The 24,565-nt window shown below is 42.4% G+C and carries 29 protein-coding genes and 2 pseudogenes; 17 read left to right on the top strand and 14 right to left on the bottom strand.

The features are described from left to right. Positions 1-17: 17 nt before the first annotated feature. From D7V32_RS12770 to D7V32_RS12760, 3 genes are all read left to right on the top strand, one after another. Entirely contained in the window at positions 18-506 is a 489-nt protein-coding gene (locus tag D7V32_RS12770; protein WP_171263817.1) for a GlcG/HbpS family heme-binding protein, read from the top strand. A 10-nt stretch (positions 507-516) separates the two neighbouring features. Then, entirely contained in the window at positions 517-918 is a 402-nt protein-coding gene (uraH, locus tag D7V32_RS12765; protein ID WP_004981585.1) for a hydroxyisourate hydrolase, read from the top strand. A 158-nt stretch (positions 919-1,076) separates the two neighbouring features. After that, complete coding sequence (locus D7V32_RS12760; RefSeq protein WP_078194347.1) at positions 1,077-1,331, top strand: TIGR03643 family protein; 255 nt, start codon at positions 1,077-1,079, stop codon at positions 1,329-1,331. On the opposite strand, the gene D7V32_RS12755 is transcribed toward D7V32_RS12760, so the two are convergent. Together D7V32_RS12755 and D7V32_RS12750 are read right to left on the bottom strand one after the other, a co-directional pair. Beyond that, the gene (locus tag D7V32_RS12755; protein ID WP_236162469.1) at positions 1,328-1,447 is read right to left on the bottom strand and encodes a DUF2256 domain-containing protein; all 120 of its coding nucleotides are present in this window, start codon (positions 1,445-1,447) and stop codon (positions 1,328-1,330) included. The genes D7V32_RS12760 and D7V32_RS12755 overlap by 4 nt on opposite strands. Before the next feature lie 36 nt (positions 1,448-1,483). Beyond that, on the bottom strand, positions 1,484-3,007 hold the full coding sequence (locus D7V32_RS12750) for a cryptochrome/photolyase family protein (RefSeq protein WP_120403231.1): 1,524 nt from the start codon (positions 3,005-3,007) through the stop codon (positions 1,484-1,486). Between the two features lie 423 nt (positions 3,008-3,430). Here D7V32_RS12750 and nudC point away from each other — a divergent pair, with 423 nt between their 5' ends. Continuing rightward, positions 3,431-4,204 (top strand): NAD(+) diphosphatase, encoded by a 774-nt coding sequence (nudC, locus tag D7V32_RS12745; RefSeq protein ID WP_171407658.1) that lies wholly within the window; start codon positions 3,431-3,433, stop codon positions 4,202-4,204. Between the two features lie 159 nt (positions 4,205-4,363). Here the strand turns inward: nudC and D7V32_RS12740 are convergent, their stop codons facing one another. From D7V32_RS12740 to D7V32_RS12730, 3 genes are all read right to left on the bottom strand, one after another. Further along, positions 4,364-4,561, bottom strand: a complete 198-nt coding sequence (locus tag D7V32_RS12740; RefSeq protein WP_120403230.1) for a hypothetical protein — start codon at positions 4,559-4,561, stop codon at positions 4,364-4,366. 65 nt (positions 4,562-4,626) lie between these two features. Next, entirely contained in the window at positions 4,627-4,854 is a 228-nt protein-coding gene (locus D7V32_RS12735) for a hypothetical protein (RefSeq protein ID WP_120403229.1), read from the bottom strand. 103 nt (positions 4,855-4,957) lie between these two features. Beyond that, positions 4,958-5,173 (bottom strand): cold-shock protein, encoded by a 216-nt coding sequence (locus D7V32_RS12730; protein WP_120403237.1) that lies wholly within the window; start codon positions 5,171-5,173, stop codon positions 4,958-4,960. A 480-nt stretch (positions 5,174-5,653) separates the two neighbouring features. On the opposite strand from D7V32_RS12730, the gene D7V32_RS12725 reads away from it, so the two are divergent. The 8 genes from D7V32_RS12725 to D7V32_RS12690 all read left to right on the top strand — a co-directional run bounded on the left by D7V32_RS12725 (position 5,654) and on the right by D7V32_RS12690 (position 13,829). Next, the gene (locus D7V32_RS12725) at positions 5,654-6,202 is read left to right on the top strand and encodes a lipocalin family protein (RefSeq protein ID WP_120403228.1); all 549 of its coding nucleotides are present in this window, start codon (positions 5,654-5,656) and stop codon (positions 6,200-6,202) included. Positions 6,203-6,340: 138 nt separating this feature from the next. Further along, positions 6,341-7,327, top strand: a complete 987-nt coding sequence (locus tag D7V32_RS12720; protein WP_120403227.1) for an acyl-CoA desaturase — start codon at positions 6,341-6,343, stop codon at positions 7,325-7,327. Then, positions 7,324-8,607: an NAD(P)/FAD-dependent oxidoreductase gene (locus D7V32_RS12715; protein WP_120403226.1), complete on the top strand. Its 1,284-nt coding sequence runs from the start codon at positions 7,324-7,326 to the stop codon at positions 8,605-8,607. The genes D7V32_RS12720 and D7V32_RS12715 overlap by 4 nt, the downstream gene beginning before the upstream one ends. Positions 8,608-8,616: 9 nt before the next feature. Beyond that, positions 8,617-9,411 carry a DUF1365 domain-containing protein gene (locus D7V32_RS12710; RefSeq protein ID WP_120403225.1) on the top strand — a complete coding sequence of 265 codons (795 nt, stop codon included), beginning with the start codon at positions 8,617-8,619 and terminating at the stop codon, positions 9,409-9,411. Beyond that, on the top strand, positions 9,408-10,604 hold the full coding sequence (locus D7V32_RS12705; RefSeq protein WP_120403224.1) for an SAM-dependent methyltransferase: 1,197 nt from the start codon (positions 9,408-9,410) through the stop codon (positions 10,602-10,604). Before D7V32_RS12710 ends, D7V32_RS12705 begins: the two co-directional genes overlap by 4 nt. A gap of 25 nt (positions 10,605-10,629) precedes the next feature. Then, on the top strand, positions 10,630-11,409 hold the full coding sequence (locus D7V32_RS12700) for a DUF1295 domain-containing protein (protein WP_120403223.1): 780 nt from the start codon (positions 10,630-10,632) through the stop codon (positions 11,407-11,409). A gap of 8 nt (positions 11,410-11,417) precedes the next feature. Then, positions 11,418-12,467, top strand: coding sequence for an SAM-dependent methyltransferase (locus D7V32_RS12695; protein ID WP_087549556.1), 1,050 nt, complete (start codon positions 11,418-11,420; stop codon positions 12,465-12,467). Positions 12,468-12,506: 39 nt separating this feature from the next. Next, positions 12,507-13,829 carry a sensor histidine kinase gene (locus tag D7V32_RS12690; RefSeq protein WP_120403222.1) on the top strand — a complete coding sequence of 441 codons (1,323 nt, stop codon included), beginning with the start codon at positions 12,507-12,509 and terminating at the stop codon, positions 13,827-13,829. Here D7V32_RS12690 and D7V32_RS12685 read toward each other — a convergent pair. The 4 genes from D7V32_RS12685 to D7V32_RS12670 form a co-directional block, all read right to left on the bottom strand. Then, on the bottom strand, positions 13,826-14,518 hold the full coding sequence (locus tag D7V32_RS12685; RefSeq protein WP_005177281.1) for a response regulator transcription factor: 693 nt from the start codon (positions 14,516-14,518) through the stop codon (positions 13,826-13,828). The genes D7V32_RS12690 and D7V32_RS12685 overlap by 4 nt on opposite strands. Positions 14,519-14,529: 11 nt before the next feature. After that, the gene (locus D7V32_RS12680; protein WP_120403221.1) at positions 14,530-15,030 is read right to left on the bottom strand and encodes a chalcone isomerase family protein; all 501 of its coding nucleotides are present in this window, start codon (positions 15,028-15,030) and stop codon (positions 14,530-14,532) included. After that, positions 15,006-15,578: a nuclear transport factor 2 family protein gene (locus D7V32_RS12675; protein ID WP_171407659.1), complete on the bottom strand. Its 573-nt coding sequence runs from the start codon at positions 15,576-15,578 to the stop codon at positions 15,006-15,008. Before D7V32_RS12675 ends, D7V32_RS12680 begins: the two co-directional genes overlap by 25 nt. 118 nt (positions 15,579-15,696) lie before the next feature. Beyond that, on the bottom strand, positions 15,697-16,578 hold the full coding sequence (locus D7V32_RS12670; protein ID WP_120403219.1) for a LysR family transcriptional regulator: 882 nt from the start codon (positions 16,576-16,578) through the stop codon (positions 15,697-15,699). 100 nt (positions 16,579-16,678) lie between these two features. On the opposite strand from D7V32_RS12670, the gene trpB reads away from it, so the two are divergent. Both trpB and trpA read left to right on the top strand, forming a co-directional pair. Next, positions 16,679-17,890 (top strand): tryptophan synthase subunit beta, encoded by a 1,212-nt coding sequence (trpB, locus tag D7V32_RS12665; protein WP_120403218.1) that lies wholly within the window; start codon positions 16,679-16,681, stop codon positions 17,888-17,890. Then, entirely contained in the window at positions 17,887-18,672 is a 786-nt protein-coding gene (trpA, locus tag D7V32_RS12660; RefSeq protein WP_120403217.1) for a tryptophan synthase subunit alpha, read from the top strand. Before trpB ends, trpA begins: the two co-directional genes overlap by 4 nt. A 134-nt stretch (positions 18,673-18,806) precedes the next feature. Here trpA and ribA read toward each other — a convergent pair whose 3' ends face one another. The 4 genes and pseudogenes from ribA to D7V32_RS12640 all read right to left on the bottom strand — a co-directional run. Then, a complete protein-coding gene (gene ribA, locus D7V32_RS12655; RefSeq protein WP_120403216.1) occupies positions 18,807-19,409 on the bottom strand; it encodes a GTP cyclohydrolase II in 603 nt (200 codons plus the stop codon). A 285-nt stretch (positions 19,410-19,694) separates the two neighbouring features. Further along, the gene (locus D7V32_RS12650) at positions 19,695-20,165 is read right to left on the bottom strand and encodes a transposase family protein (protein ID WP_120403215.1); all 471 of its coding nucleotides are present in this window, start codon (positions 20,163-20,165) and stop codon (positions 19,695-19,697) included. Then, positions 20,113-20,427, bottom strand: a complete 315-nt coding sequence (locus D7V32_RS17340) for a transposase family protein (protein ID WP_228200217.1) — start codon at positions 20,425-20,427, stop codon at positions 20,113-20,115. The genes D7V32_RS12650 and D7V32_RS17340 overlap by 53 nt, the downstream gene beginning before the upstream one ends. Positions 20,428-20,787: 360 nt before the next feature. Next, positions 20,788-21,198, bottom strand: a pseudogene (locus D7V32_RS12640) (Fic family protein); the annotation flags it as partial. Between the two features lie 645 nt (positions 21,199-21,843). On the opposite strand from D7V32_RS12640, the pseudogene D7V32_RS12635 reads away from it, so the two are divergent. Further along, positions 21,844-22,475, top strand: a pseudogene (locus D7V32_RS12635) (transposase); the annotation flags it as partial. Between the two features lie 47 nt (positions 22,476-22,522). On the opposite strand, the gene D7V32_RS12630 reads toward D7V32_RS12635, so the two are convergent. Continuing rightward, positions 22,523-23,191, bottom strand: a complete 669-nt coding sequence (locus tag D7V32_RS12630; protein ID WP_120403214.1) for a GntR family transcriptional regulator — start codon at positions 23,189-23,191, stop codon at positions 22,523-22,525. 141 nt (positions 23,192-23,332) lie between these two features. Between D7V32_RS12630 and madL the strand changes: the two genes are divergently transcribed. Both madL and madM read left to right on the top strand, forming a co-directional pair. Continuing rightward, the gene (gene madL / locus D7V32_RS12625; protein WP_120403213.1) at positions 23,333-23,734 is read left to right on the top strand and encodes a malonate transporter subunit MadL; all 402 of its coding nucleotides are present in this window, start codon (positions 23,333-23,335) and stop codon (positions 23,732-23,734) included. Positions 23,735-23,797: 63 nt separating this feature from the next. Then, positions 23,798-24,559, top strand: a complete 762-nt coding sequence (gene madM / locus D7V32_RS12620; protein WP_120403212.1) for a malonate transporter subunit MadM — start codon at positions 23,798-23,800, stop codon at positions 24,557-24,559. Positions 24,560-24,565 lie beyond the last annotated feature (6 nt).

The raw sequence follows: 24,565 nt of genomic DNA, 5'->3' as shown, positions 1-24,565 counted from the left end.
AATTCAGGGCAATCATGATGAACAAACTCAAAGGGCTTATTGCAACAGTAATGCTGATGAGTAGCAGTACTTTTGCACAATCCGTTCAATTCAATCAAGTTTATTCACTTGATTCTCAGTCAGCACGAACTCTTACGGATGCTGCGGTGACTGCGTGTCAAAAAATACAGCACAATATCGCTGTGGTGGTGGTGGATCGGGGCGGAAATACGTTAATGGCAAACAGGCATGAAACTGTCGGACCGCATAATTTGGGCGCAGCTGAAAAGAAAGCCTATACCGCCTTATCGACCAAAACGGCGACTATGTTGTTAAGTCAAAATGCCAATGAAAACAAGGATGCAAAAAATTTAACCACCTTATCTAATCTACTGCTGTTGGGTGGCGGCCTACCTGTGAGTTATGAAAATCAGGTGGTCGGTGCCATTGGCGTTGCCGGAGCAGGGGGTGCAAAAAATGACCATTACTGCGCTGAAACAGCTGTTAAGTCTATTTTCAATCCTTAAGGAATTCATCATGTTTAAAAAATTATTGCCACTTTCAACACTATTGTTGACCTCAATGACTTTCGCACAAACTAACCCTTTAAGTGTGCATGTGTTGAATCTAGAAAATGGTCTACCCTCAGCTCAAGTCGAAGTGGTACTCGAAAAAAGTACTGGGAATAAATGGGTGAAGTTAAATCAGCAATATACTGGTCCTAATGGCCGTATTACTGGATTGTTTCCTGAAAATCAGAAGCTTGAAGCCGGTATTTATAAAGTTACTTTTAAAACTGAGGACTGGTTTAAAAAAAATAAGCAAGATACTTTCTTTCCTGAAGTTCCTGTAATTTTTAAGGTAGATGGAAGTGTCAGCCATTATCATATTCCTCTACTTTTAAGTCCTTATGGATATTCGACTTATAGAGGTAACTAAGACTTAACAGGGCTAGTTTAACTAGCCCTTTTATTCGTGCTGAGTCCGTAAACTAGAGAAAAATCACAAAAAATTCATGATTGTATTGTTATTCTTTTAGTCAGATTAAAGTCGATAAAGCTTATTGACGCTTCGTGATGATTAAAAACGAGAATGGTATGAATCAATTTTCTGAAGAGGACTTATCCAGAATTATAGAAATGGCTTGGGAAGATAGAACTCCTTTTGAAGCTATTTTATGTGAGTATGGTTTAAATGAAGCGGCGGTGATCCGCTTGATGCGGCAAAATATGAAAGCATCGAGTTTTAAAATGTGGCGTGGACGCGTCACCGGCCGAAAAACCAAACATCTGCAACTGCGTTCACCCGACGTGATACGGGCCTATTGTTCACGGCAATACAAGCGTTTCTAAGCGTTTGATTTTGACCGCTGTCTGGACTCACGTTTACATCGTTCAGAACAGTATCTGACTTCCTCCCAGCAGCGTTGCCATTTTTTGCGCCAAGTAAAAGGACGCAAACAGTGCATACAGATTTTTTCAGGAAAATGCTGTTTTTTCATGGTTTATAACTCATCAATCCGGCTAAGAAGTTGCTGGGCATGGCTGATAATCTGAGGCCGATCTTTAAGCTTGTCCAGCTGTCGATAGATCATGCACATACGTGGATGAGTACGGAATGTCGCTTCATGCCGGATCATGAAATACCAGTACAGGCTGTTGAAAGGACAGCTGTCCGGTTCGGTACGGGTTTTGACATTGTAGCTACAGTGCTTGCAGTAATCCGACATCTTATGGATATAATTGCCCGAAGCCCCATAGGGCTTGCTGGCCATTAAGCCACCATCGGCATGCATTACCATGCCCAAGGTGTTCGGTAGTTCTACCCATTCATAGGCGTCGGCATATACTGCCAGATACCACTCACTGATCTGCTGCGGGTCTACACCCGTTAACAGGGCAAAATTTCCAGTCACCATCAAACGCTGAATATGATGTGCATACGCATGCTGAAAAGTATTACGGAAACACTCAGCCATGCAGTTCATCTGAGTGCGGCCAGTCCAGTAAAATTGTGGCAACGGGGTTGAGTACTGCAGCGCATTGCGGCTGGCATACTCCGGCATGTACAGCCAGTAAATTCCGCGGACATATTCGCGCCAGCCGAGGATTTGCCTGATAAAACCTTCCACTGCATTCAGTGGTGCATGACCGGCATAGTAGGCCGTTTCTGCGGCATCACAGACTTCTCGCGGCAGCAGCAAGCCACAGTTTAGATAAGGCGAGAGCAGGCTGTGAAACAGCATGTCTGCACCCTGAACCATGGCATCCTGATAATCTCCAAAATGCGGCAAACTGTGGGTAATGAAATGCTCCAGTGCAAGCAGAGCATTGCTACGTGTGGTGGCCCAGCGGAAGTTGTCAAGGCTGCCAGCGTGAAGCGGAAACTCGCGCTCAACCATTTGCATTACATCCAGATCAATCTGATCGCGTTCAAAATGAAGTGTTGGAGGCAATGGTGGAGTGCCTGACCATGCCTTGCGATTGGCGCTGTCATAGTTCCACTGTTGTCCAAGCGGCTGCTGTCTCTGCATCAAATAACCGGTCTGTTTACGCATTTCCCGGTAAAAATATTCCATGCGCAACGTCTGGTAGCGACTGGCAAAGTGGCGGAACTGCTCCAGACTACAGAAAAAACGGTCGTCATTCAGGCACTGTACGGGCAGTTGTAGCCGTGGGCTCCAGTGCTGTTGAATCTGCTGCTGCAAGCGGTATTCTCCGCATTGGGTCATGACTAGTTCTGTGACAGGGAACAGTTGTTGCTGTCCCTGCACAAAATCTAGCAGGCTGCGAATCGGACTTCCGGACTGAAAAGCATGATAACGTACACGCCAGCCCTCGGCCTTGAGCTCTTTGGCAAAATGACGCATGGCGCTAAAAATCAGGGCAATTTTCTGCGGATGATGCGCGACATACGTGGCTTCCTCAACCACTTCGGCCATCAGGATCACATCCTGGGTACGGTCCAGCGCTTTGAGCGTAGCAAGCTGATGATGAAGCTGGTCACCCAGAATTAAACCGAAACGCATACCTATCTCAGAACCAGTGAAAGAGAGCGCAGTGTAAAGCCGAACAGTTCAATTTTTTGTGAAAATAAAGATCAACGCGCATGTTGAATCAATTCAACTCGACCAGATGACCAGATGACCAGATGACCAGATGACCAGATGACCAGATGACCAGCTGGCATTGCACAGGAATCATGATTGCTGCAATAAAAGACTGTCCATCTCTGTAATGCTACAGCCCATTGATGAAATTCACATTGCATCATTCCTTAATGCATAGGTGGTGTGAAAATTATGTGATTTTAATCAAAAAGATACAAATTATTATGGTTGTAATTCAGGCAGCTTGCACCTAGTATCTGCTTAGAAGTTACTCCATGTAAGCTTCCTTAGTTTTGTCCCATACACTCCTATGTATGGGATTTTTTTTAATCAGTGGATGTCATGAGCATGCATTCAAAAGCATATATTTTTAGACAGCAGCAATTACTGGTGGATGAACATTTTCAGTTGCCGCAGGTAGAAAAACTGCAGCACGACCTGGATCTGTCGGAAAATGGCCAAGTCATTGCACGGGATCTAAAAGAAAATGAATCAGTACCCGAAGGTTATCAACTGGTCCCGATCCGGCAACTGGTACAGGTCTGGAGCAGGCCACAGTTTGAAGAGGCCAGCCGTGCGGTACAGTTGCTAGAATGGCGCCGTAATCACCGCTTTTGCAGTAAGTGCGCTCACGCCACCCAGCAGCACGCCAGCCAGTATGCCATGGTCTGTCCATCCTGTGGCTATAACCAGTATCCGCGGGTAAATCCTTGTGTGATTACTATCATCACCCGCGGCGAAGATGAAATTCTGTTGGCAAAAAATGCCCGCAATAAAACCCAGATGTATAGCCTAATTGCAGGATTTGTTGAAGTGGGCGAAACCTTGGAGGAGGCAGTACGCCGTGAGACGCTGGAAGAAGTTGGGCTGCAGATCAAGAATATTCAATATCTGGCTAGCCAGCCCTGGCCGTTTCCTAGCAACCTGATGATGGCTTTTAGGGCAGAGTATCACTCGGGTGAGATTCAGATTCAGGAAGATGAACTCAGCGATGCACAATTTTTTAAGTTTAATCAGTTACCAGAGATTCCGTTTAAAGGTAGTATCGCTTATGCAATGATTCAGCATGTGATGCATGGAATGCCTGTGGCAGATGACAGCAAAGAGTGGCTTTGAAATTTTGAACAAAATATAGTGCGCATTCTCGCTCTTTTAAGGGCGAGTTAAGCCACTAGAAATTTAAAATTATTATATGAGTTATAAATAATATAAAGCGATAATATATAAATATTTTTATATTATCATCTTTGTTTTAGCTGTGAGTAGTTCATCGACTTAAATAATTTTGAAAATTTTTCCGCTTGAAGTACTTTGGAAAAACATTTCAAAACTGGGCCGAATATCTTCACCATCCACGGTTATATATTTGATATGGGAGTAAGACTGGCTAGCACTAAAATGGCGCTCAACCGTGGCCTGAATAGAATATTTGATACCAAATTGGTCTTTCACATTTAGATTTTGTTTAAACATTAGTTCACCTTTAACAAGATTATGGCAGAGCGACTATTCAATTAATTAAGCAATATAGTATTTTTTTAAATAACTTTTTGATTTAGCTTAAATAATTTATTTAAAGACATATAAAATGTACGACCATCTAAATTTAAATCTACCTCAATTCCAGATTCCAGCAGAACTCTTTTACCCACTTCAATTTCTTTAAAACCTTGACGTGTATTCTGCATTTTATTTAAGGGAATTAAAGAAACGATAATTTCAGCACCATTTTTAGATTTTGCAATTAATTCATTAACTTTTAACAATTTATATCCTGTTTTTATGATTTTTTCCAATATGGAACAACAACTTTTTTCTTTAAAATTAAAAAAGCACTGAGTAGTGCTTTTTCAACTCGTATTTTAGTGCTTATATAGCAACAATATTGACCGCATTCGGTCCTTTTTGACCTTGAGCAATACTAAATTCAACCTGTTGGCCTTCGAATAAGGTTTTAAAACCTGAGTTGGCAATTTCACTGAAGTGCGCAAAAACATCTGGACCTGATTCTTGTTGAATAAAACCAAAACCTTTAGTTTCATTGAACCACTTAACCGTACCTTTAACAATATTTGAGTTTGACATAATAAATCCTACTGATTTTTTAATAATTTTAGCCATTTTATTGACTGCTGATAACTTGGAAAATAATAATGAATGAGACTTAAAATCTAAAAAAACGAAGGATTATGAATAAAACGACGATACTTAACAGAGATTGAATGAAACAAGACTTTTTTCTAGTTAGGATCACTATACATTAAAAATAAATTTAATCAAGTTTTTTTATATGTATATTTAATTATCTTATAAAAGACATCTGAATCTGGAAAGAGTCTGTTGATCTGGTTGACTTTTTTTAACAAGTCTATTGACAGCACTGATACATTCAAACAGAAAAAACTAATTTACCGCTTAAAAATGGGATCCAATAAAAATGATTTTACCTATTTTTTCAGGCTATAAAATTGAAATTTTGCCTACATTCGTCCTGCATTTAATCTTCACATTTTGTTCACATCGACTTGGGTTATCTTAATCTTGGAAATCAAATAAGGCTTAAAAATGAAGATGCTATTAAAGTCAGTTTTTGCAGTTACAGCGTTAGCCATCATCTGCTTAAGCTTTACAGCTCAAGCTGAAACGGTTACCCCTCGGGCAGTCAATCAGGTTGATATCCAGAAGTATGCTGGTAAATGGTATGAAATTGCGCATTTACCGATGTATTTTCAGCGTAAATGCGTATCGAATATCTCGGCACACTACATTGTCAATGCCGATCAGACTATGGGCGTATTAAATAGCTGCCGGATTGAAAATGGTGAAATGATCAGCTCTGAAGGGGTGGCCTATCCGCAAAATCAGGGCAACAGCAAACTAAAGGTCAGCTTTTTGCCGCCAGGTTTAAGATGGATTCCGTTTACCAAAGGGCATTACTGGGTATTACGCGTGGATCCGGAATATAAAGTGGCACTGGTCGGTGGACCGAGTACCAAATACCTGTGGATTTTATCGCGTGAACCGCAACTGGATGAAGCCATCTATAAGTCTTATCTGGAGACAGCAAAATATTATGGTTATGACATCACAAAACTGATCAAATTGTCGCATTAATCTGTTAACCTTTTGCCGAACTGACCACTCTCTCTACACAGTTCGGCTTTTTTTATTTCATTTCACATAAAATTCATATCTGACTGATTACACTCATCAAATAGAATAAAGACAATCGCTTGAAAATAGGATGAGTCCATGTTGAAAAGTCTGATGCGATGGATAGACAGCTGGTCTACACCCACAGCGCCCGAAACACTGACGGCTGAAAACAGCAAGATTCAGTGGCTGAGGATTTTACCCTTTATTCTATTACATCTAGCCTGTCTCGCCGTGTTCTGGGTGGGAGTGTCATGGTTTGCGCTGGGCTTTATGCTGGCGTTCTACCTCATCCGCATGTTTTCCATCACCGCTTTTTTTCATCGTTATCTGTCACATAAAACTTTTCAGACTTCGCGTTTAGTACAGTTCCTGTTTGTGTTGATGGGTACCATGAGTGCGCAGCGTGGCCCGCTCTGGTGGGCGGCGCACCACCGTTATCACCATCGCTATACCGATACCTTGCAAGACCCGCATTCCTCCATGCATGGTTTTTGGTACAGCCACGTTGGCTGGTTTTTAAACGAATATAACTTTGCCACGCGTAAAGAAGTCATTAGAGATTGGCTGAAATATCCGGAACTGATCTGGCTGGACCGTTTCAGTTTAATTGTGGTGCTGCTGACCGCGGGCGGGATTTATGCGCTAGGGGAGTGGCTGGCCACGGCTTTACCTCAACTCGGCACTTCCGGCCTGCAATTGCTGGTCTGGGGATTTGTGGTCTCCACTGTGTTACTGCTCCATGCCACTTTGTGTATTAACTCACTGGCGCATCATTATGGCAGCCGGGATTTTGACACTGAAGATCACAGTCGCAACAACTTATTCTTATCCATCATTACCTTAGGCGAAGGCTGGCACAACAATCACCATTATTATGCCGGCAGTACCCGGCAGGGTTTTTACTGGTGGCAGATTGATGTGACCTATTACCTGCTGAAACTCATGTCTTTGTTCGGGCTGGTCTGGGGACTCAAGCCGATTCCGGCACGGGTCTATGAAGCCAGTAAAATTGCCCAGGCTCGGAAACAGAAAAAAGCCGCTACGGCAGGCACTCACACGATTCAATCGAAGGAATCACCATGAAAATTGCGATTATTGGTTCAGGTATTTCCGGTCTGTATGCCGCCTGGAAACTCAGCAAAGTGCATGAAGTCACGGTCTTTGAAAAGAATAATTACTTTGGAGGCCATACCGATACCCATCAGCTGAATATAGACGGCGAACAGGTCGCAGTAGACAGTGGCTTTATTGTGTTTAACGAGCACAACTATCCACTGTTCTGCGCCATGCTGAAAGAACTCGGGATTCAATCGCAAAGCAGTGACATGGGCTTTTCGGTGAACAATCAGGTCACGGGCTTGCAGTACAATCCATCGAAAAAATTCTCGCTGCTGTTTAGACCGCAAAACTTTTTAAAGGCTGATTTTCGCGCGATGTTGTCGGATCTGTTCCGCTTCTATGCCGCCAATAAAGATCTGGATGTGGAGCAGGTTGATGCACAGCTCAGTATTGATGAATATCTGAATCAGCATGGTTATTCTGAAGCCTTCCGTCAGGAACATCTCTATCCGATGTGTGGAGCGCTGTGGTCCTGCCCGGTGGAGCAAGCCGGACAGATTCCCTATAAATTTGTGGTGAGCTTTTTCCAGCACCATCGCATGTTGCAATTAAAAGACCGGCCGTTATGGCTTACGGTCAAGGGGGGATCAGCTCGCTACGTTCGTGCGATTCAGTCCCAGGCGAATATTACCTTCCGCAAGATGGGTGTTCTGCATGTATCCCGCAGTGCCAATGATGTACTAGTTGAAACAGCACAGGGCACCGAACGTTTTGACTGGGTCGTGTTTGCCAGCCATGCTGATGATAGTCTGAAATTACTGAAAGACCCTTCTGCGCAGGAACTGGATGTACTCGGTAAGTTCCGCTATCAGGATAACCGTATGGTGGTGCATTCCGATACCCGCATCATGCCCAAATCCAGACGCCAGTGGGCCAGCTGGCATGTGCATGTGACGCCGAGTCAGGCTGCTGAACATACCCCATTCCAGCACAGCGGCATTCATTATGGTTTCAGTTACTGGATGAACCAGCTGCAGAACCTGAAATGCAAAACCCAGGTCTTTGCCACCCTGAATCCTAATTTTGCCCTGGATCCGAAAAAAGTCTGGGTAGAGCGGTATTACCGCCATCCGGTGTTTGATGCCCCGGCGATTGAAGCACAACAACGCTGGAGCGAGGTTAATGCCCAGAACCGGACTTCATACTGCGGCGCCTATTGGGGTTGGGGCTTCCACGAAGATGGGGCGCGCAGCGCAGCCTGGGTGGTCGATCAGCTATTGCAGCAGACTGAGCAGGTGGCCTAGGAGCACATGATGCAGATCTATCCACTGGCGATCGCCGCTGCCGAAATTCGGCATCGCCGTTATTTGCCCAAAGCCCATGCTTTTGAGACCCAGCTGACCTATTTATGGTTTGATCCGGATCAACTCTCGACCTTTACCCGAAAATCCTGGCTGTGGTCCTCTAGCCGCTGGAATTTCCTGACCCTGGATGAGCGTGACTTTCTGACCATGGAATGTGGTTCGATTCGGCAGAAGGTCGCACGCCTGCTGATCAAGCGGGAAAACTATCTGTTATCGCATGCCGCTTCCATCCGGGTGCTGGCTTTGCCGCGCACACTCGGCTTTCGCTTTAATTCCGTGGTGTTTTATCTGGTCTTTGGTGCCACCGATCAACTGCTCTTTGTCCTCAGCGAAATCACCAACACACCGTGGAATGAACGTCAGGTCTATATCCACGACTGCCGGAACAATACAGCTGAACATGCTCCGTACCAGAGCCACCAGTTTGATTTTAAAAAGGCTTTCCATGTATCGCCGTTCATGCCGATGGCACTGGATTACCGCTGGCGCTTCAGCTTCTCCGATCAGCAGAACGTGATTCATATGCAGCTGTTTGAGCAGGGCGTGCTGCAATTCGATGCCACGATGCAATTTTCCCTGCAGGCCATCACGGTTCCTTCACAGCAGCATCGCTATGCTGTGCTGAAAGTTCTTGAACCCTTCAGGATGATCAGCGGAATTTATTTGCATGCCTTTCGTTTATGGAAAAAGAAAATTCCGTTTTACCGGCATCCTAAAAAAGAAAAAGGAAACACATTGCAATGAAAACACTATTCATGGGAGAGCAAAGCACACTGCCGGTAGTATTACGGCATTTGCTGAAATTACGGCATGGTCAGCTGATTTTTAAAGGCGTCTGGAACGGGTCGGTCGGGGAAAACAGCGATCTTGAGGCTGTGATTCAGGTGCATGATGCCCGTCTGATGGAACTGTTGTTCCGTAATGGTGTGCTCGGTGCAGCAGAGGGTTTTATCCGCGGTTACTGGAGCAGTGAAGATCTGGTCAATGTGATCCGCATTTTGGCACGTAACCGCGATGTGCTGGATCTGATGAATCAGAATGCAGTGGCCAAAGCCAGCCAGTTACTGTTAAAGGTCTGGTATAAATCGCGCAAGAATTCGATTGATGGCAGCCGCAAAAATATTGCCGAGCATTATGACCTGAGTAATGACTTTTTCAAGCTGTTCCTGGATTACAGCATGATGTATTCCAGTGCGGTGTTTAAAGAGCCGGGCATGAGCCTGGAACAGGCTTCGGATTATAAAAAAGAGCTGATCTGCCAGAAACTGCAACTCAAACCGATGGATCATTTGGTCGAAATTGGCAGCGGCTGGGGCGGTTTTGCCATTTATGCCGCGCAGCAGTATGGCTGCAAAGTCACCACCATCACCATTTCCAGAGCACAGTATGATGAAGCCGTGGCCCGGGTCGCTGCAGCCGGACTGTCACATCGTGTGACTGTGCAGCTGAAAGATTACCGTTTACTGGAAGGCAAATACGACAAGCTGGTGTCGATTGAAATGATTGAAGCAGTGGGTGAGCAATATTTATCCACCTATTTCCAGAAATGCCGTGAGCTGCTGAAACCGAATGGTCTGGCCCTGATTCAGGCCATCACCATTGAAGATGCACGCTATGCCAAAGCCCTGAATACCGTGGACTATATCAAGCGCTATATTTTCCCAGGCAGTTTTATTCCCTGTATCAGTGTCATGACCCAGACCGCTTCCGAACAAAAACTGCGTCTCAAACATCTGGAAGATATCGGCCAGAGCTATGCCCAGACCTTGCACCACTGGCGTCAGCGTTTCTTGCAGCAGCATGATCAGGTCCTGCAACTCGGCTTTGATGAGCGTTTTATCCGCATGTGGGATTTTTATCTGTGTTATTGCGAAGGTGGCTTCCGCGAAGGCGTGATCAGTGATGTACATCTGCTGTTCGAAGCCAGTGCCTACTAAGCCAAGATAAAACAGGAGGGACGAAATGCTGCTGAATTTACTGATGCTGAATGTCTTCATCATGCTCTGTAGCTGGGTGTTGGTGACCTATAACCGCAGAGCAGGGCTAGTCGATGTCGCTTGGAGTTTCAGTATTGCCCTAAACATGATTATTGCCGCTTGGGCGATTCACAGTGCACCACTGTTGGTTCGGTTATTTCTGGGACTGGCGAGTGGGATCTGGTTTTCACGGCTGACTTGGCATCTGTTACGGCGCTATGCCAATGAAACCCAAGAAGACACGCGTTATGCCAACATGCGCCGAGCGATGGGGGATTATCAGCATCTTGGTTTTCTGGTGTTTTTTATATTTCAGGCAGGTTTGGCGCTACTGTTTTCCTACCCAATGCTGAAGTTGTTAAGTATCTCGACCGAGCAATGGAATGACTGGACTTTGGTCACTGTGATTGGGGCGGGTATGATCATGCTCTTGGCTTTGATAGGTGAAAGCACTGCCGATCAGCAACTTTACCGTTTTAAGCTAGATCCACAGAATCAAGGTAAAACCATGGATCAGGGCTTGTGGAAATATTCGCGCCATCCGAATTATTTTTTTGAATGGCTGCATTGGTTTGCCTATCCAGTGCTCGGTTTGGCAGCAGGATGCTATGAATTATGGATATATCCACTGCTGATGTGGCTATTCTTGTACTACTTTACAGGTATTCCCTTTAGTGAAAAACAGGCGCTCGCCCACCGTGGCGACAACTATAAAGACTATCAACGACGAACTTCAATGTTTATTCCGTGGCCACCCAAAGAGTAGGTAAATACATGGACTTTATGATTAAAAAAACCTTAGAACTGATCGAAAATGGCAAGGTGCCAGACCCAGTGATTCGTGCAGGCATTCGTACTTTAAGCAAAAAACGTTTGGCACAAGAAGGTCGGTTTAACCCCGCATTGGCAGCGCAGCGCTATATGGATGTGCTGACCATGCTGAAAAACAGCGAAATTGCCATTGAGACAGACAAAGCCAATGAACAGCATTATGAACTGCCGACCGCATTTTTTCAGGCAGTACTCGGTAAGCGTTTGAAATATAGCGCGAGTCTCTTTGAACATGCCGATACAACGCTAGACCAAGCCGAAGAAGCTGCTCTTGCATGCTATTGCCAGCGAGCACAACTGAAAGACGGGCAGGATATTTTGGAAATTGGCTGCGGTTGGGGTTCTTTAAGTCTATATATGGCCGAGCGTTATCCAAGGGCCCGTATTACAGTCGTGTCAAATTCTTCAACGCAGCGCGAGTATATTCAGGAACAAGCCCGTTTAAAAAAACTGGATAACCTGACGGTGATCACTTGTGATGTCAATGTGTTGCAACTTGAACCTGCCTCTTTTGATCGTGTGGTGTCAGTGGAGATGTTTGAGCACGTGCGTAACTATCAAAAACTATTTGAAAATATCAGTATTTGGCTCAAACCAAATGGCTTATTGTGGTGTCATATTTTCTGTCATCGTTTCTTGCATTATCCTTTTGAAGTCAAAAATGAGTTTGACTGGATGTCGCAATATTTCTTTAGTGGTGGTTTGATGCCAGCAGCCTCAACTTTCCTACATTTTCAGCAGCATTTACAGCTAGAACAGCACTGGCAATGGGCGGGCACGCAGTATGAACGTACCGCAAATGCTTGGCTAGAAAATATGGATGCTAAACAGGCCGAGCTAAAGCCCTTATTTGAACAAACTTATGGCGCGGATGCCGCAATCTGGTGGCAACGCTGGCGGATTTTCTTTATGGCCTGTGCCGAGCTGTTCGGTTATGAGCATGGACGCGAGTGGGTGATCGGTCACTTTCTGTTTAAAAAGAAAACCGTATAATTGAATGGCGAATCGGATGGGGTAGCGGGGAATGCACCAATGTTAAAGCTGTTCAGGGACAAACACGATCATCCTCTGGGTGAGGTGTTTAACCGCTATTACTGGCTGCAAATCGGATTCATTGCCTTGTCTGTGGTGATTGGGATTGCCTGTAGTGCCTGGGTAATCAAGGGTTCCTTGCTCAGAACTGCACTGGAACAGGAAATGTCACACTACTGGCAGCGGCTGGAACGTAATCCGGCTGCTGAACTGCCCGACACCAAAAACCTGTATGGTTACCGCTGGAACGATGTCCCACCGCTCCAGTTTCGACACATGCAGCTTGAGCAAGGAGTGAATCGGCATTTTGTCGATGGCAAGGAGCGCATGACTGTGTATGGTGAAAAAGACGGACAGCATGTCCTGTTGGTCTTTGGCGAAAGCAACGTCAACAAGCTGGTGTGGCTGTTTGGTCTGGCACCGCTGATGGTCAGCCTGTTTGTGCTATATAGTGTGCTGTGGTGGTGGAACCGTCGGGCCCGGCGCTATTTTTCCCCGATTACCCGTCTGGCCAATGCGCTGGAATATATCGACTGGGAACATCAGAAAAATCAGGCTTCGCCTTTTCAGGACATCCGCACCGACTCTAATCTGGAAGCTGAATACCTCAAGCAGGCGCTGGAAAAATATCATCAGGTATTAAGCGAATTTATTCAGCGTGAGCGTGAATTTACCGGAGATGTCAGCCATGAGCTGCGCACGCCACTGACCATTTTAAAAGGCAATGTGCAGCTGTGTCAGGCACGCTATGGCGACAACAAGTCCTTTACCCGCCTGCATAACACCATTGAAGACATGCAGCTGCTGGTCGATACCTTGCTGGCAATTGCCCGCAATACCACCAACACTTTAACTGCTGAACCGACCATGCTTTCAGAATGTCTGGACAATCTTGTGCAGGATCTGGAGAGTGTCAGTCATAACAAAGGCATGCAGATAGACCTGCAAAAAGACCTCGATGAACAGCCGCGTAAACTTTATCCATCCATGACCAAAATGGTGTTTGGCAATATTCTGCGCAATGCGCTGAACTATTCACAGGGCACAGAAATTGATGTGATTATGGAAAAAAATAAAGTACTGATTGCTGACAATGGAGTCGGCATGCCTTTACCTAACAATTCTAAAGTTCAGGAACTGTCTGGTCAGCAGCTACAACTGGAAATCAAAGGGCATGGTATTGGATTGCAATTGGTGCAAAAGCTATGCAAACAGCTAGGTTGGCGTGTGGAGCTGTTTGACAGGCAATATTATCTTGACACTCATCAGAATGTTGATCTAGCAATGACCACTGGACTGATTGTTGTTGTGTACCTAAATTAGGCTTCATCTTCGAAAGCAATCTTTAAACCAATCCCAGATATGGTGTGAATCAGCTTTTGTTCAAAGGGTTTATCGACCATTTTTCGTAAATTATAGATATGACTGCGCAGAGCATCACTTTCTGGCTCTTCGTCACCCCAAAGCTGCATCATAATTTCCTGTTTGGTCAGTACTTTAGGAGAATGTCGCATTAGTAGCTTCAAAAGTTTAAACTGAATCGGAGGCAATTCAATGTTCTGCCCAGCTCGAGTTAGCTGTTGTGTTGCTGGGTCCAAAATTAGGTCATGAATTTGCAGACGACTGCTAGATACTTCACCCAGGGAACGTTTGATCAGGGCCTTGACCCGAACCACTAGCTCGTTAAAGTCAAAGGGCTTGACCAGATAATCATCCGTGCCGGAATTGAAGCCTTTAAGTTTGTCATCCAAGGTATCCCGAGCGGTAAGCATCAAGACAGGTAAGTCCAACCCCTCTTCATTGCGTAACCACTCGCACAATTCATAACCAGAACCATCAGGCAAATTAATGTCTAGTAGCAAGATATGGTAGCGTTGCTGTTTCAGTAATTGTCTAGCAGCACTCAGATTGCGGGCGTGATCGACCACAAAGCCATGTTCTTCAAGAAACTCGCATAGGGTAGAGGCCAGTTCATAATGGTCTTCAACCATCAGGATAAAATGTTTCGACATAGCGGCAGACACTAATTTAATAATTGCTGTTTTAATTTAGCACTAAATGGCTGGGGACCCAGCCATATATTAAAATATTGTTGTGCCAGAGGATGTTTAAGCTGCCCTAAACTTTGCTGGTTCAAAGATAAGCTCAGGGTCTGTGTAGCATGGTTGTATTTTAAACGGTAGAGGTCGCCTGATCTGACCGGACGATACAAATCGGTGATTGGGTTGAATAGAGCATGTATTTTTGCGAATTTAACATTACGTTTCAGTAAATGTGTGGCCGCACGCTTAAATGCCCATTCCGGAATATTCTGTGTATAGGAAAAGTCCATCTGTATATTTTGTTTTTCCCAGGACTGGCTACAGTTTTGGGCAAAATAACTGGCCATACCGACCTGTTTTTGACCCACCATCAGCGGACCATTGCCGCATTGATTCAGGCTTTGTGCCTGTGCCCATGGACAGAAGCTACATCCCATCACTAACGCTGTACTAATCGCTATTTTTTGAAAGGCAGTAGCCATGAGTAGACCCCTCCAACATAAGGCAGGGAACGGTACAGGCCATTCGCAGGGTCCCAGAAATCCTGCTGGAAAATAATCTTGTTGTTTTCGTTGATCTTGATTTCACTGATACCGTAAGAGTCCATACTGCGGGTCGTGCCGAACAATTTAAAATCATAGGCCATATGCCAGTGCACATAGGCAGAGTCCTGATGATAAGAAGCGTTTAACAGCTTGACGCTGACCTTGCTGACCCGTTTGTTCATGCCTTGAAAGTGCTCGAGTAGATTTTGACGGGATGAAAATTGCGATAGCGTATCGTTAATAAACAGCTGGTCGGCATACAGTGCTCCAGCATTTTCAACGAATTCAGGTGTGCCCAAGGTATTAAAGGCTGAGGTAAAGCGGAGGCCGATATCCTGAGCTTTAGCCTGATCCAGCGCTATCCCCTGAATACCATTTCTGGATTGGGCGTAATCGTCTGAATAACTGGGAATACTTTTACATCCGGCTAACAACAGAAGCGGCAAGGATAAGGCTGTAGCAATTAGTGTTTTTACAAGTCTCATCATCAGTGTCCGTATGAAGTGTATGTTTATACCTTAGGCAGCACAGCGTGAATAGAATGTGAAATAGACGTTATAGATGAGCAATTGAATAGAATTTTTCAAATCAAAGATTAAATGTTTAACTTTTTTCTTCGGCCATTAACCAATTAATGATATTCATAACATCACGATTTTCATTATTTTTTCTGACCATTGCATAAAAATTATAGTCACAATAGATAAAATCAAAAGGGGCAATGATCTTTCCATTTAACATTTCTTTTTCTACTAGAATTTGAGGTGCTATGGCAATTCCTAACCCAGACACGGCAGCTTCTATCATTAAATTCAGACTATCAAAATAACGGTCATTGGATTTTGGGCAAAAGCTTATTTGAAACTGATCAAACCATGTATGCCATGCACTTTTATTTGAGTGGGTATGAAGTAATGGATAGTTTAAAAGATCATTTACGGAATGAAGAAGATTTATTTCACGATTACAAATAGGACCCATGTTATCGGGAAATAACAGATATTTATTCAAAAAGTTAGGAAGTAGATGATTCTCACTGATGCTATTGATCAATATGTCAACTTTCTCTTTTTCTAATAATTTTAACTCATTACATGTCATTAATTTGATATGGATATTGGGATAAATGACTTCGAGCTTTTCTAATCGGGGAATCAGCCAATTTGCCATAAAACTATGAGAAGCGCCTATTACCACCTCTACCTCTGATGTTTTATTTGTTAACTCAAAGACACATTGTTCTAAACGATTAAAAAATTGCGTACAAACGAGCGATAATTCTTCGGCGTCCGCCGTCAGAGAGATGGTCGAGGAATGTCGAATAAACAATTTTTTATCTAACCATTCTTCTAACTGCTTTATTTGATGACTAATCGCACTATGGGTGACACACAATTCTTCCGCAGCTAAGCTAAAACTTTTATTTCTAGCAACTGCTTCAAATGATTTTAAAGCATTAAGGGGAGGGAGTGTTCTGCGTTTCATGTTGTAAAATTTTCTAACATCATCAGCTCAAAATATATCAATTATCAGAAAAATGAAAATATTTTAAGATGAAAAAAATGGATACAGTAAGAGATATGAGATGACAACCCCTTATACAGGTAATGGTCCTGATGACTTGGGATTTTTTGGTAAATTTGGTGGATGTTACATGCCAGAGAGCTTAATGCCAGCACTTCAAGAATTAGAGCAAGCCTTTAATACTGTTCGGCACAAACCTGAATTTTGGGCTGAATATCAGCAGATTTTAACGGACTTTGTTGGTCGTCCTAGTCCTCTTTTTTTTGCAAAAAACCTAACAGCTTATGCAAGCGGCGCTCGAATATATTTCAAGCGAGAAGATTTGAACCATACGGGTGCGCATAAGATTAATAATTGTGTAGGGCAAATCTTATTAGCCAAATTTATGGGTAAAACCAGAATCATTGCAGAAACGGGTGCTGGGCAACATGGTGTTGCAACAGCAACGGTTTGCGCGCTGTTTAAGATGAAATGTACCATTTTTATGGGAGAAACAGATATTCAGCGGCAACAAATGAATGTTGAACGTATGAAATTACTCGGTGCTGAAGTCAGAAGTGTTCAAAAAGGTCGTGGGACTTTAAAAGATGCGATGAACGAAGCATTACGTGACTGGATTAGTCATGTTAATACAACCTATTACCTGTTGGGTACTGGCGCAGGCCCTCACCCATATCCGACGATGGTCAGAGAATTTCAAAAAATTATTGGTTTAGAAGCCAGAAACCAAATACTGCTCAAAGAAAATAAATTACCGGATGCTTTGGTTGCTTGTGTTGGTGGTGGATCAAATGCATTGGGGTTGATGCATCCCTTTCTAGAAGACCTGAATGTCAAAATGTTTGGCGTTGAGGCAGGTGGAAAAGGAACAAATAGTGGTGAACATGCCGCCTCTATTTGCAAAGGTCAAGTTGGTGTGCTGCATGGCAATTTAACCTATTTATTACAAGATTTAGACGGGCAGATTTTAGAAGGGCATTCTATATCGGCTGGCTTAGATTATCCTGGTGTCGGCCCTGAGCATGGTATTCTGTTTGAAACAGGACGTGTGAGATATACGGCTATAACCGATCAAGAAGCTGTAAATGCATTTCAGCTTTTAAGCCAACAGGAGGGTATTATTCCTGCGCTTGAGAGTTCCCATGCAATTGCGTATGCGATTCAACTTGCTCAAGAAATGCAGCCAGAACAGATCATTATTGTCAATTTAAGCGGCAGAGGTGACAAAGACTTAAACACGGTCAAAAAATATCTTGCAGGAGCTACAGCATGAACCGTCTAGATCAAAAATTAGAGCAATTGAAACTGGAAAATCGAAGTGGTCTGGTCTGTTATTTTACTGCTGGAGATCCTAATTTCGCAGAAAGTTGTCGTCTGTTGAGCCAATTAGGTCAAGCTGGGGCTGACATTATTGAAGTTGGCATTCCATTTTCTGATCCAGTGGCAGATGGGGAAATCATTCAAGCAGCGCATCTTAGGGCTTTAGGTTCAGGTCAAACGGTGAAACAGACCATTGAGTTGGTAAAAGTAATCAGGCTGCATGATGACCAGACACCAATAATTTTCATGACTTATTTAAATCCGATTATACAATATGGTTTTGAGAAACTTATCGCCGAAACAGAAAACCTTATAGATGGAATATTGATTTTAGATGTTCCATATGGATATCGAGAAAAATTTGAGGTGCAGTTAAATGAAAAAAATATGCATTTAATTGCAATGACCGCGCCGACGACACCAGTTGAAAGGTTGGAGCAAATTTCAGCACGCGCGACAGGGTTTTTATATCATGTTGCAGAAAATGGCTTAACAGGAGGAGACTTCAATCTATCTAATCTTGAGAAAAAGATTGCTGAAATCAAACCTATTTTTAATATTCCTGTTGCAATTGGCTTTGGGATCAAAAATGAAAACCACGTTAAAGCCTTAGCCAATAAAGTAGATCTTATTGTTATCGGTTCAGCGCTCGTCGACACTTTTTTTAATAAAGGAATGAACGCAACTTTAGAAAAAGTCACAGTTTTTTCACAAATCCTGAGAGAAAATAAATAATAAGCCAGCTCCTTTGATAGGTATTTGCGTATTCTTTAAAACCATAATTAAATATAAAACAGTATTTATCTTAGTCTTCTCCCGAGAGGGAGATGGAACTTTATACGTGGATTTTTTTCTAAAAGTGATCGCTTTTAAAAATCACTATTATCATATAGATGTGACATGCGTTTTTGCTTTGTTTCTAGATAAGCTTTGTTAAAGATATTTAAACCAACTTTTAAAGGAATACGTTCAACAACATTAATTCCTAAATCAGTTAAAGATTTAATTTTAAGGGGATTATTTGTAATGAGTTTTACATTCTTTATTTTTAAATAATCTAACATAATGGTACACATATCATATTTACGAGCATCTGCTGGTAAATTTAATAATAAATTGGCTTCAAGAGTATCATGTCCTTGATCTTGAAGTGCGTAAGCTCGAATTTTATTGGTTAGTCCTATGCCGCGACCTTCTTGGCGTAAGTATAAGATCACACCTTGACCTGCATCATTGATCATTTTCATAGTTGAATGTAATTGTGGACCACAGTCACATTTCAGTGAAGCAAAAGCATCACCTGTTAAGCATTCTGAATGAATTCTAACAAGTACTGGTTGATTAGAAATAGTATTCATGCCTTTGGCAAGAGCAATATGTTCTTCACCAGTACTTTGGTCTTGAAATGCTATAATTTCAAAATTGCCAAATGCAGTAGGTAGTTTTGATTTTGAAACAAATTCTATAGCCATTGAAGAATACACCTATATAAATTTATATTTGATACGATTTACTTAATCTATCTTAAAAGCATCGGCTAAATTTTTTACAATTATAAATTTCAGCGTTTTACTATCAATTAAAGAGTATGTATCTGATAGTGAATTTTATGTGAAATGTTATTTAGAATATTTTTATTAGCGTTCTGCTTTGTTGCAAAAACACTCAAAAGCTGAGGCTTGTCTAAACCATCAATATTTAAGATAAGTTGGTTTTTTTTGTATAGTTAATTAAATTTATTAGATTTCTTTCATAAGTCATTTTTCACTCAGCTCCAAGTTATAAATTCCAGCAATTAGATTGAATCTTAATGCTAGTCTTTTGCCTCGATTGCGATATCGCTCAGCAAGAATTTTGAAGGTTTTCAAACTGCCAAATACATGCTCAATTCCAATTCTTCTTTTATTGATTTCCTGATTATAGATTTTTAGTTCGGAATCCAGTTTACAGCGCTTCTTTGCTTTTAATGGCAACAAGCTATTTGGATACACTGTATAAATTCCCTGATAACCCTTATCCGCAATGATAAATGCACCTGCAGGAATCTGATTCAAGTTACGTTTGAAGAGTTCGAAATCATGTACGGCACCACGACTCGTACATAAACTCAGGATTTTTTGAGTTTGATAATGAATGATGGCCTGTACTTTGAAAGTGTGGGTCTTTTTCTTGCCGCTATAGCTTTTCTTCTGTTTTTTTAGGCCTTTGGATTGGAATTTCTGTGGCATCCACGATCACAACATTCCAATCGATGCCTTCGCCCTCGGGTAAATCTTTGGGTAAATTAAAGAGATTGGACCGAATCAGGCAGTCTTCAACATGACGGACAATTCTTGAGGCTGTGGGCTCTGAAACCCCGTAGCTCGTCGCAACGTGAAATAAGGTTCGGTATTCCCGCCAATAGCTTAGACAGAGCAGAACCTGGTCTTCCAGGCTTAACTTGGGCGGTCTGCCTTTGGTAGGGACATGTTTCTTCAATTGCTCAACCATCAAATAGAAAGTTGACCATGAGATGCCTGTGTATCACTTGAACTGAGGATCAGAAAGCTTGTTTGAATCGATGTATTTCATCCGCAGATTATGCACGAATGCTAAGAAATCCGGAGTGCAAATATTAACCAAAAAGAAGATCGTTTTTTGATTTATGAAAGAGATCTATTGAATAAGTTAATAAAATTAGGTTTGTGGTAAGGTCAATTCTTTGTATGATAGATTCTATGTGTAGGCTTCTTCATTCTGAAATTATATCGCTGAACAATTTTTTGATAACAGCATTAGGCAACAAGGCTCTAATAAATAAAATGTCCTAAGCAGCAGTACAAATAAAGAAATATATAAATGGGAGTAACTCTAAATTCCTAAAATTATCTGATATGGTTTAAATCCTTCGATCACTGCTTCAGAAATCAATTGGATAAAAGCTTCAGTTTTGTCATAAGCCATCCACTGATCCAAAGCTTCATAGTAAGCCACGCGATTTTTCAACTGTAATAACGCAAGGTGGATATCCAGATTTCAGCAACTTAAGGTTCATCAATAGACGTGATGTGCGTCTATTACCATCAATAAAAAATCCAGGTGTACTTTAGCTGCACGTTCAATAGGATGACGCTGATGCGCTTCCGACTTGTACCAACCGACTAGTTGAGCCATTTTGTCATTCAACAATGTATAGTCAGGTGGGGTAGTCGTAGCACCTGAAATCAATATATTTCGTTGGTGGTAATGACCTACATTGCCATCATCAATATTTTTTAGAATGCTGAATTTTTACGGTATTTTTTGCGGTACAATGATGTGGGTTGGGTTTAAATATTTATAATAAACAATTAGTTAAATTGTATTTACGGTGCGCGCTGAGCGCACCATTTCTTTGTTTTTATACATCCAATTAAATCCGAAAAAATAAACAACTTAAGTTATTTTGTTGTCCGATAAAGCTGTTCTTACAAGTTTCTTCAGCAATATGATTTGGGAATGAAGAAGCTCACATTGCATATTCCTGCCTAAATCTGTCATCTATTTTTATTCGAACCCTACCATTCATTCCTGTTCCAAATCGGCCAGCCAATAATCAAATGATAGAGAATAAAACTTCGAGTGAACTGATATAAAAAAACTAACCGTATCGTTAATTGATTAGCGGGCTAAAGATTTCTTCATTTCATCAAATTTAAGTTGAAAGCTAAAAAGTTGCTTTAAGTTAAATTTTTTTTGTGTAATAAAGTGTGAACAATTTTAATGTGTTGTACGCTTAATAGTGCGTGGGAAGTTACTGCAATATTAGAAACAGCGGCATTAAGGGGCCGAACAATTTATTCATTGAGTGCAAAGTGGCACGACAAATGTCAACAGACCCTAATATTAAGGGGGAAATAGAATGAAACATCCAAAAGAAATGAATGGATGGTCACAGGCTTTGTTCAAAGTTTAATTAAGCTAAGTGGCTTAGAATTCGGCAGTACCAGATTACTCTATATTCTATAGACGACAAAAACATATTGATATTCACATTAACTATTAAAACATAGTGGTGAGCTCATCTGCTTGTCGACTTCACTGGCTTTATATTGGTATAGAGGCTAAAACCTTGCAAATACAAGCAGTTCATAATAAATGGTGTCAGTGATTTGCAAGTCCTTGGGGATTTACTTGATCAAATTCCGTTGGATGAGCAGATGGATTCAGTCTATACAGATGGGGCTTATGACACAGAACAATGCCGTCAGGTCAGCGCAGATCGTCAAACGCATGCAGTGATTCCACCTAGAAAAAAATGCGGGACCTCGGAAAGATAAAAATAATTTCAGTATAATGAAGTGCTTACTTCGAACAGTTAAATGCTTAGGCAGGACATTATGGAAAAATGGTCAGGCTATCATAGGTGAAGTTTGATCGAAAATAAGATGTATTGCATCAAATTATTAGGCGATAAACTTTATTCAAGGCATTTTGATAGCCATGAGATCCATGCACGCGTAGACGTATTAAATAAATTTACGGAATTGGGCCGACCTCACACCCAATTTGTCACTTAAATTTCAGTAGAATAGGCTTAGTTTTTAACTCTTTGAGCAGCAAAGCCTCATGTTTTTAAATGATCAAGGGTTGCAATAAAGTCAGTAAATTTTTCACCTTGAATCACTACATGCGCTTTTAGCAAAGTCTCAGCTTCTTGCTCATGACCTGCAAAAATGGCTTCTAAAATTGCGCTATGCTCTGAAAATGAATGGTTCATTCGATGGTTAACGCGGAGTTGTAGGCGACGGTACGGGTGCAAACGTTTGTGTAAAGTACAGGCTTGTTCAATTAAAAAGGCATTATGACTTGCTTGATAAATGGCAAAGTGAAATAAGCGGTTGGCTTCATAATAATTTTCTGAGTCGTTCTGATTTAAATAGTCCTGACATAACTGGTGTAAGCGTTGTAATTCTAGCTTTTCTTCAGGCTGAATGCGCCGTGCTGCCAGTCGTCCACACATGGCTTCTAATTCAGCCATCACCTCAAACATTTCACAAAGGGTAAGTGAATTAATAGTTGGAATAATTGCGCCGCGACGAGGGCGAATTTCAACCAAACCTTCAGCGGCCAGTAGCTTCAATGCCTCACGAATAGGAGTGCGTGAAGCGCCATAGCGTTCGCAAAGCTCTTGTTCATCTAGCTTAGTCCCGGGCAGAAAAAAGCCATAAATAATATCATCCTCTAACTTTTTACTAATTTGAATAGAAAGAGGAAGTTCCGTAATTGAAGTCATACATCACCAAAAAAAAAATTGTATACAATTTATGTTTATTTGAGTACAAAAGATTGTGTACTGGATACAGATAAGCTATAACTATAGCAAATTATAAGTCAGATTATTAGAAGCGCTGCATGATCCAGGGAGGATTCAGCAATGATTATTTACGGAACAGCCATCTTGGCAGTCTGCCATTTACTTGGTGTTTATCTAGGCAATGTTCTCGGAATTGCCCTTGGTGTCCAAGCCAATGTAGGCGGTGTGGCTATTGCCATGATTTTATTAATTCTATCCAAGGAGCTTTTAGCTAAACGCGGGCACTTACCGCAAGTGACTCAATTTGGTGTGTTGTACTGGTCAGGTATGTATATCCCGATTGTTGTTGCTATGTCGGCAGGCCAAAACGTCGTTGCTGCTATGTCAGGCGGGATGTTGGGGCTTGTTGTTTCGGTTGCCTCGCTTATCGGTACAGTATTGGTGATTCGTTGGTTGAATAAATCCAGTGGCGACTACGAAAGCTATGAATGGGCTGTAGAGCAGCCTGAAAAAACCGCTTGAGGACAAGGGTGTTGTCTTAACACGAAATAACAAGCAGTTATACGGTTACAAGGAAGAAACGCAATGGAAGAAATAATTACGGTTTTTACCAAAAATGCCCTCGTCGCGGCGCTCGCAGTGACTGGTTTGATGATGTATGTGTCGCATCTTTTATCGAAATATCTCACCAAAGGGAAGTTACAAAGCTCAGCCATCGCCATTACTCTGGGGCTGGTCTTGGCTTATTTTGCCGGGATTTATACTCAAGGTGAAAAGGGCATTTCAGATATCGCCATTTTCTCAGGTTTTGCTTTACTCGGTGGCGCCATGATTCGTGACTTGGCCATTGCATCAACGGCATTTGAGGTCGACGTCAAAGAAGTGAAAAAAGCAGGAAAGGTGGGGTTGATCGCACTTGGACTTGGCTGCGTGATTCCGTTTGTGATTGGTGCCATGGTGGCATGGTTGATGGGCTATAAAGATCCTGTTTCGATGACCACGATTGGCGCAGGCGCGATGACTTATATCGTTGGACCCGTGACCGGTTCAGCCATTGGTGCAAGCTCTGAAGTTATCGCGCTGTCGATTGCAATTGGCTTAATTAAGTCAGTGTTCTTTATGGTGGGTACGCCAATCTTTGCAAAATTTATGTATCTCAAAAGTCCACGTTCTGCCATGGTTTTTGGTGGAATGGCGGGCACGACCAGTGGTACAGCTGCAGGTTTAGCAGGAACGGATGTGCGTTTAGTGCCCTATGGCGCATTGGTCGCAACCTTTTATACCGGTCTTGGTTGTTTACTTGGGCCATCTGTATTTTTTCTCACAATTAATGCCATCTTCGGCTAAACAAAG

This window comes from Acinetobacter tianfuensis (assembly GCF_003611465.1).
GTDB lineage: Bacteria > Pseudomonadota > Gammaproteobacteria > Pseudomonadales > Moraxellaceae > Acinetobacter > Acinetobacter tianfuensis.
This window is presented reverse-complemented; position numbering and strand designations above follow the sequence as displayed.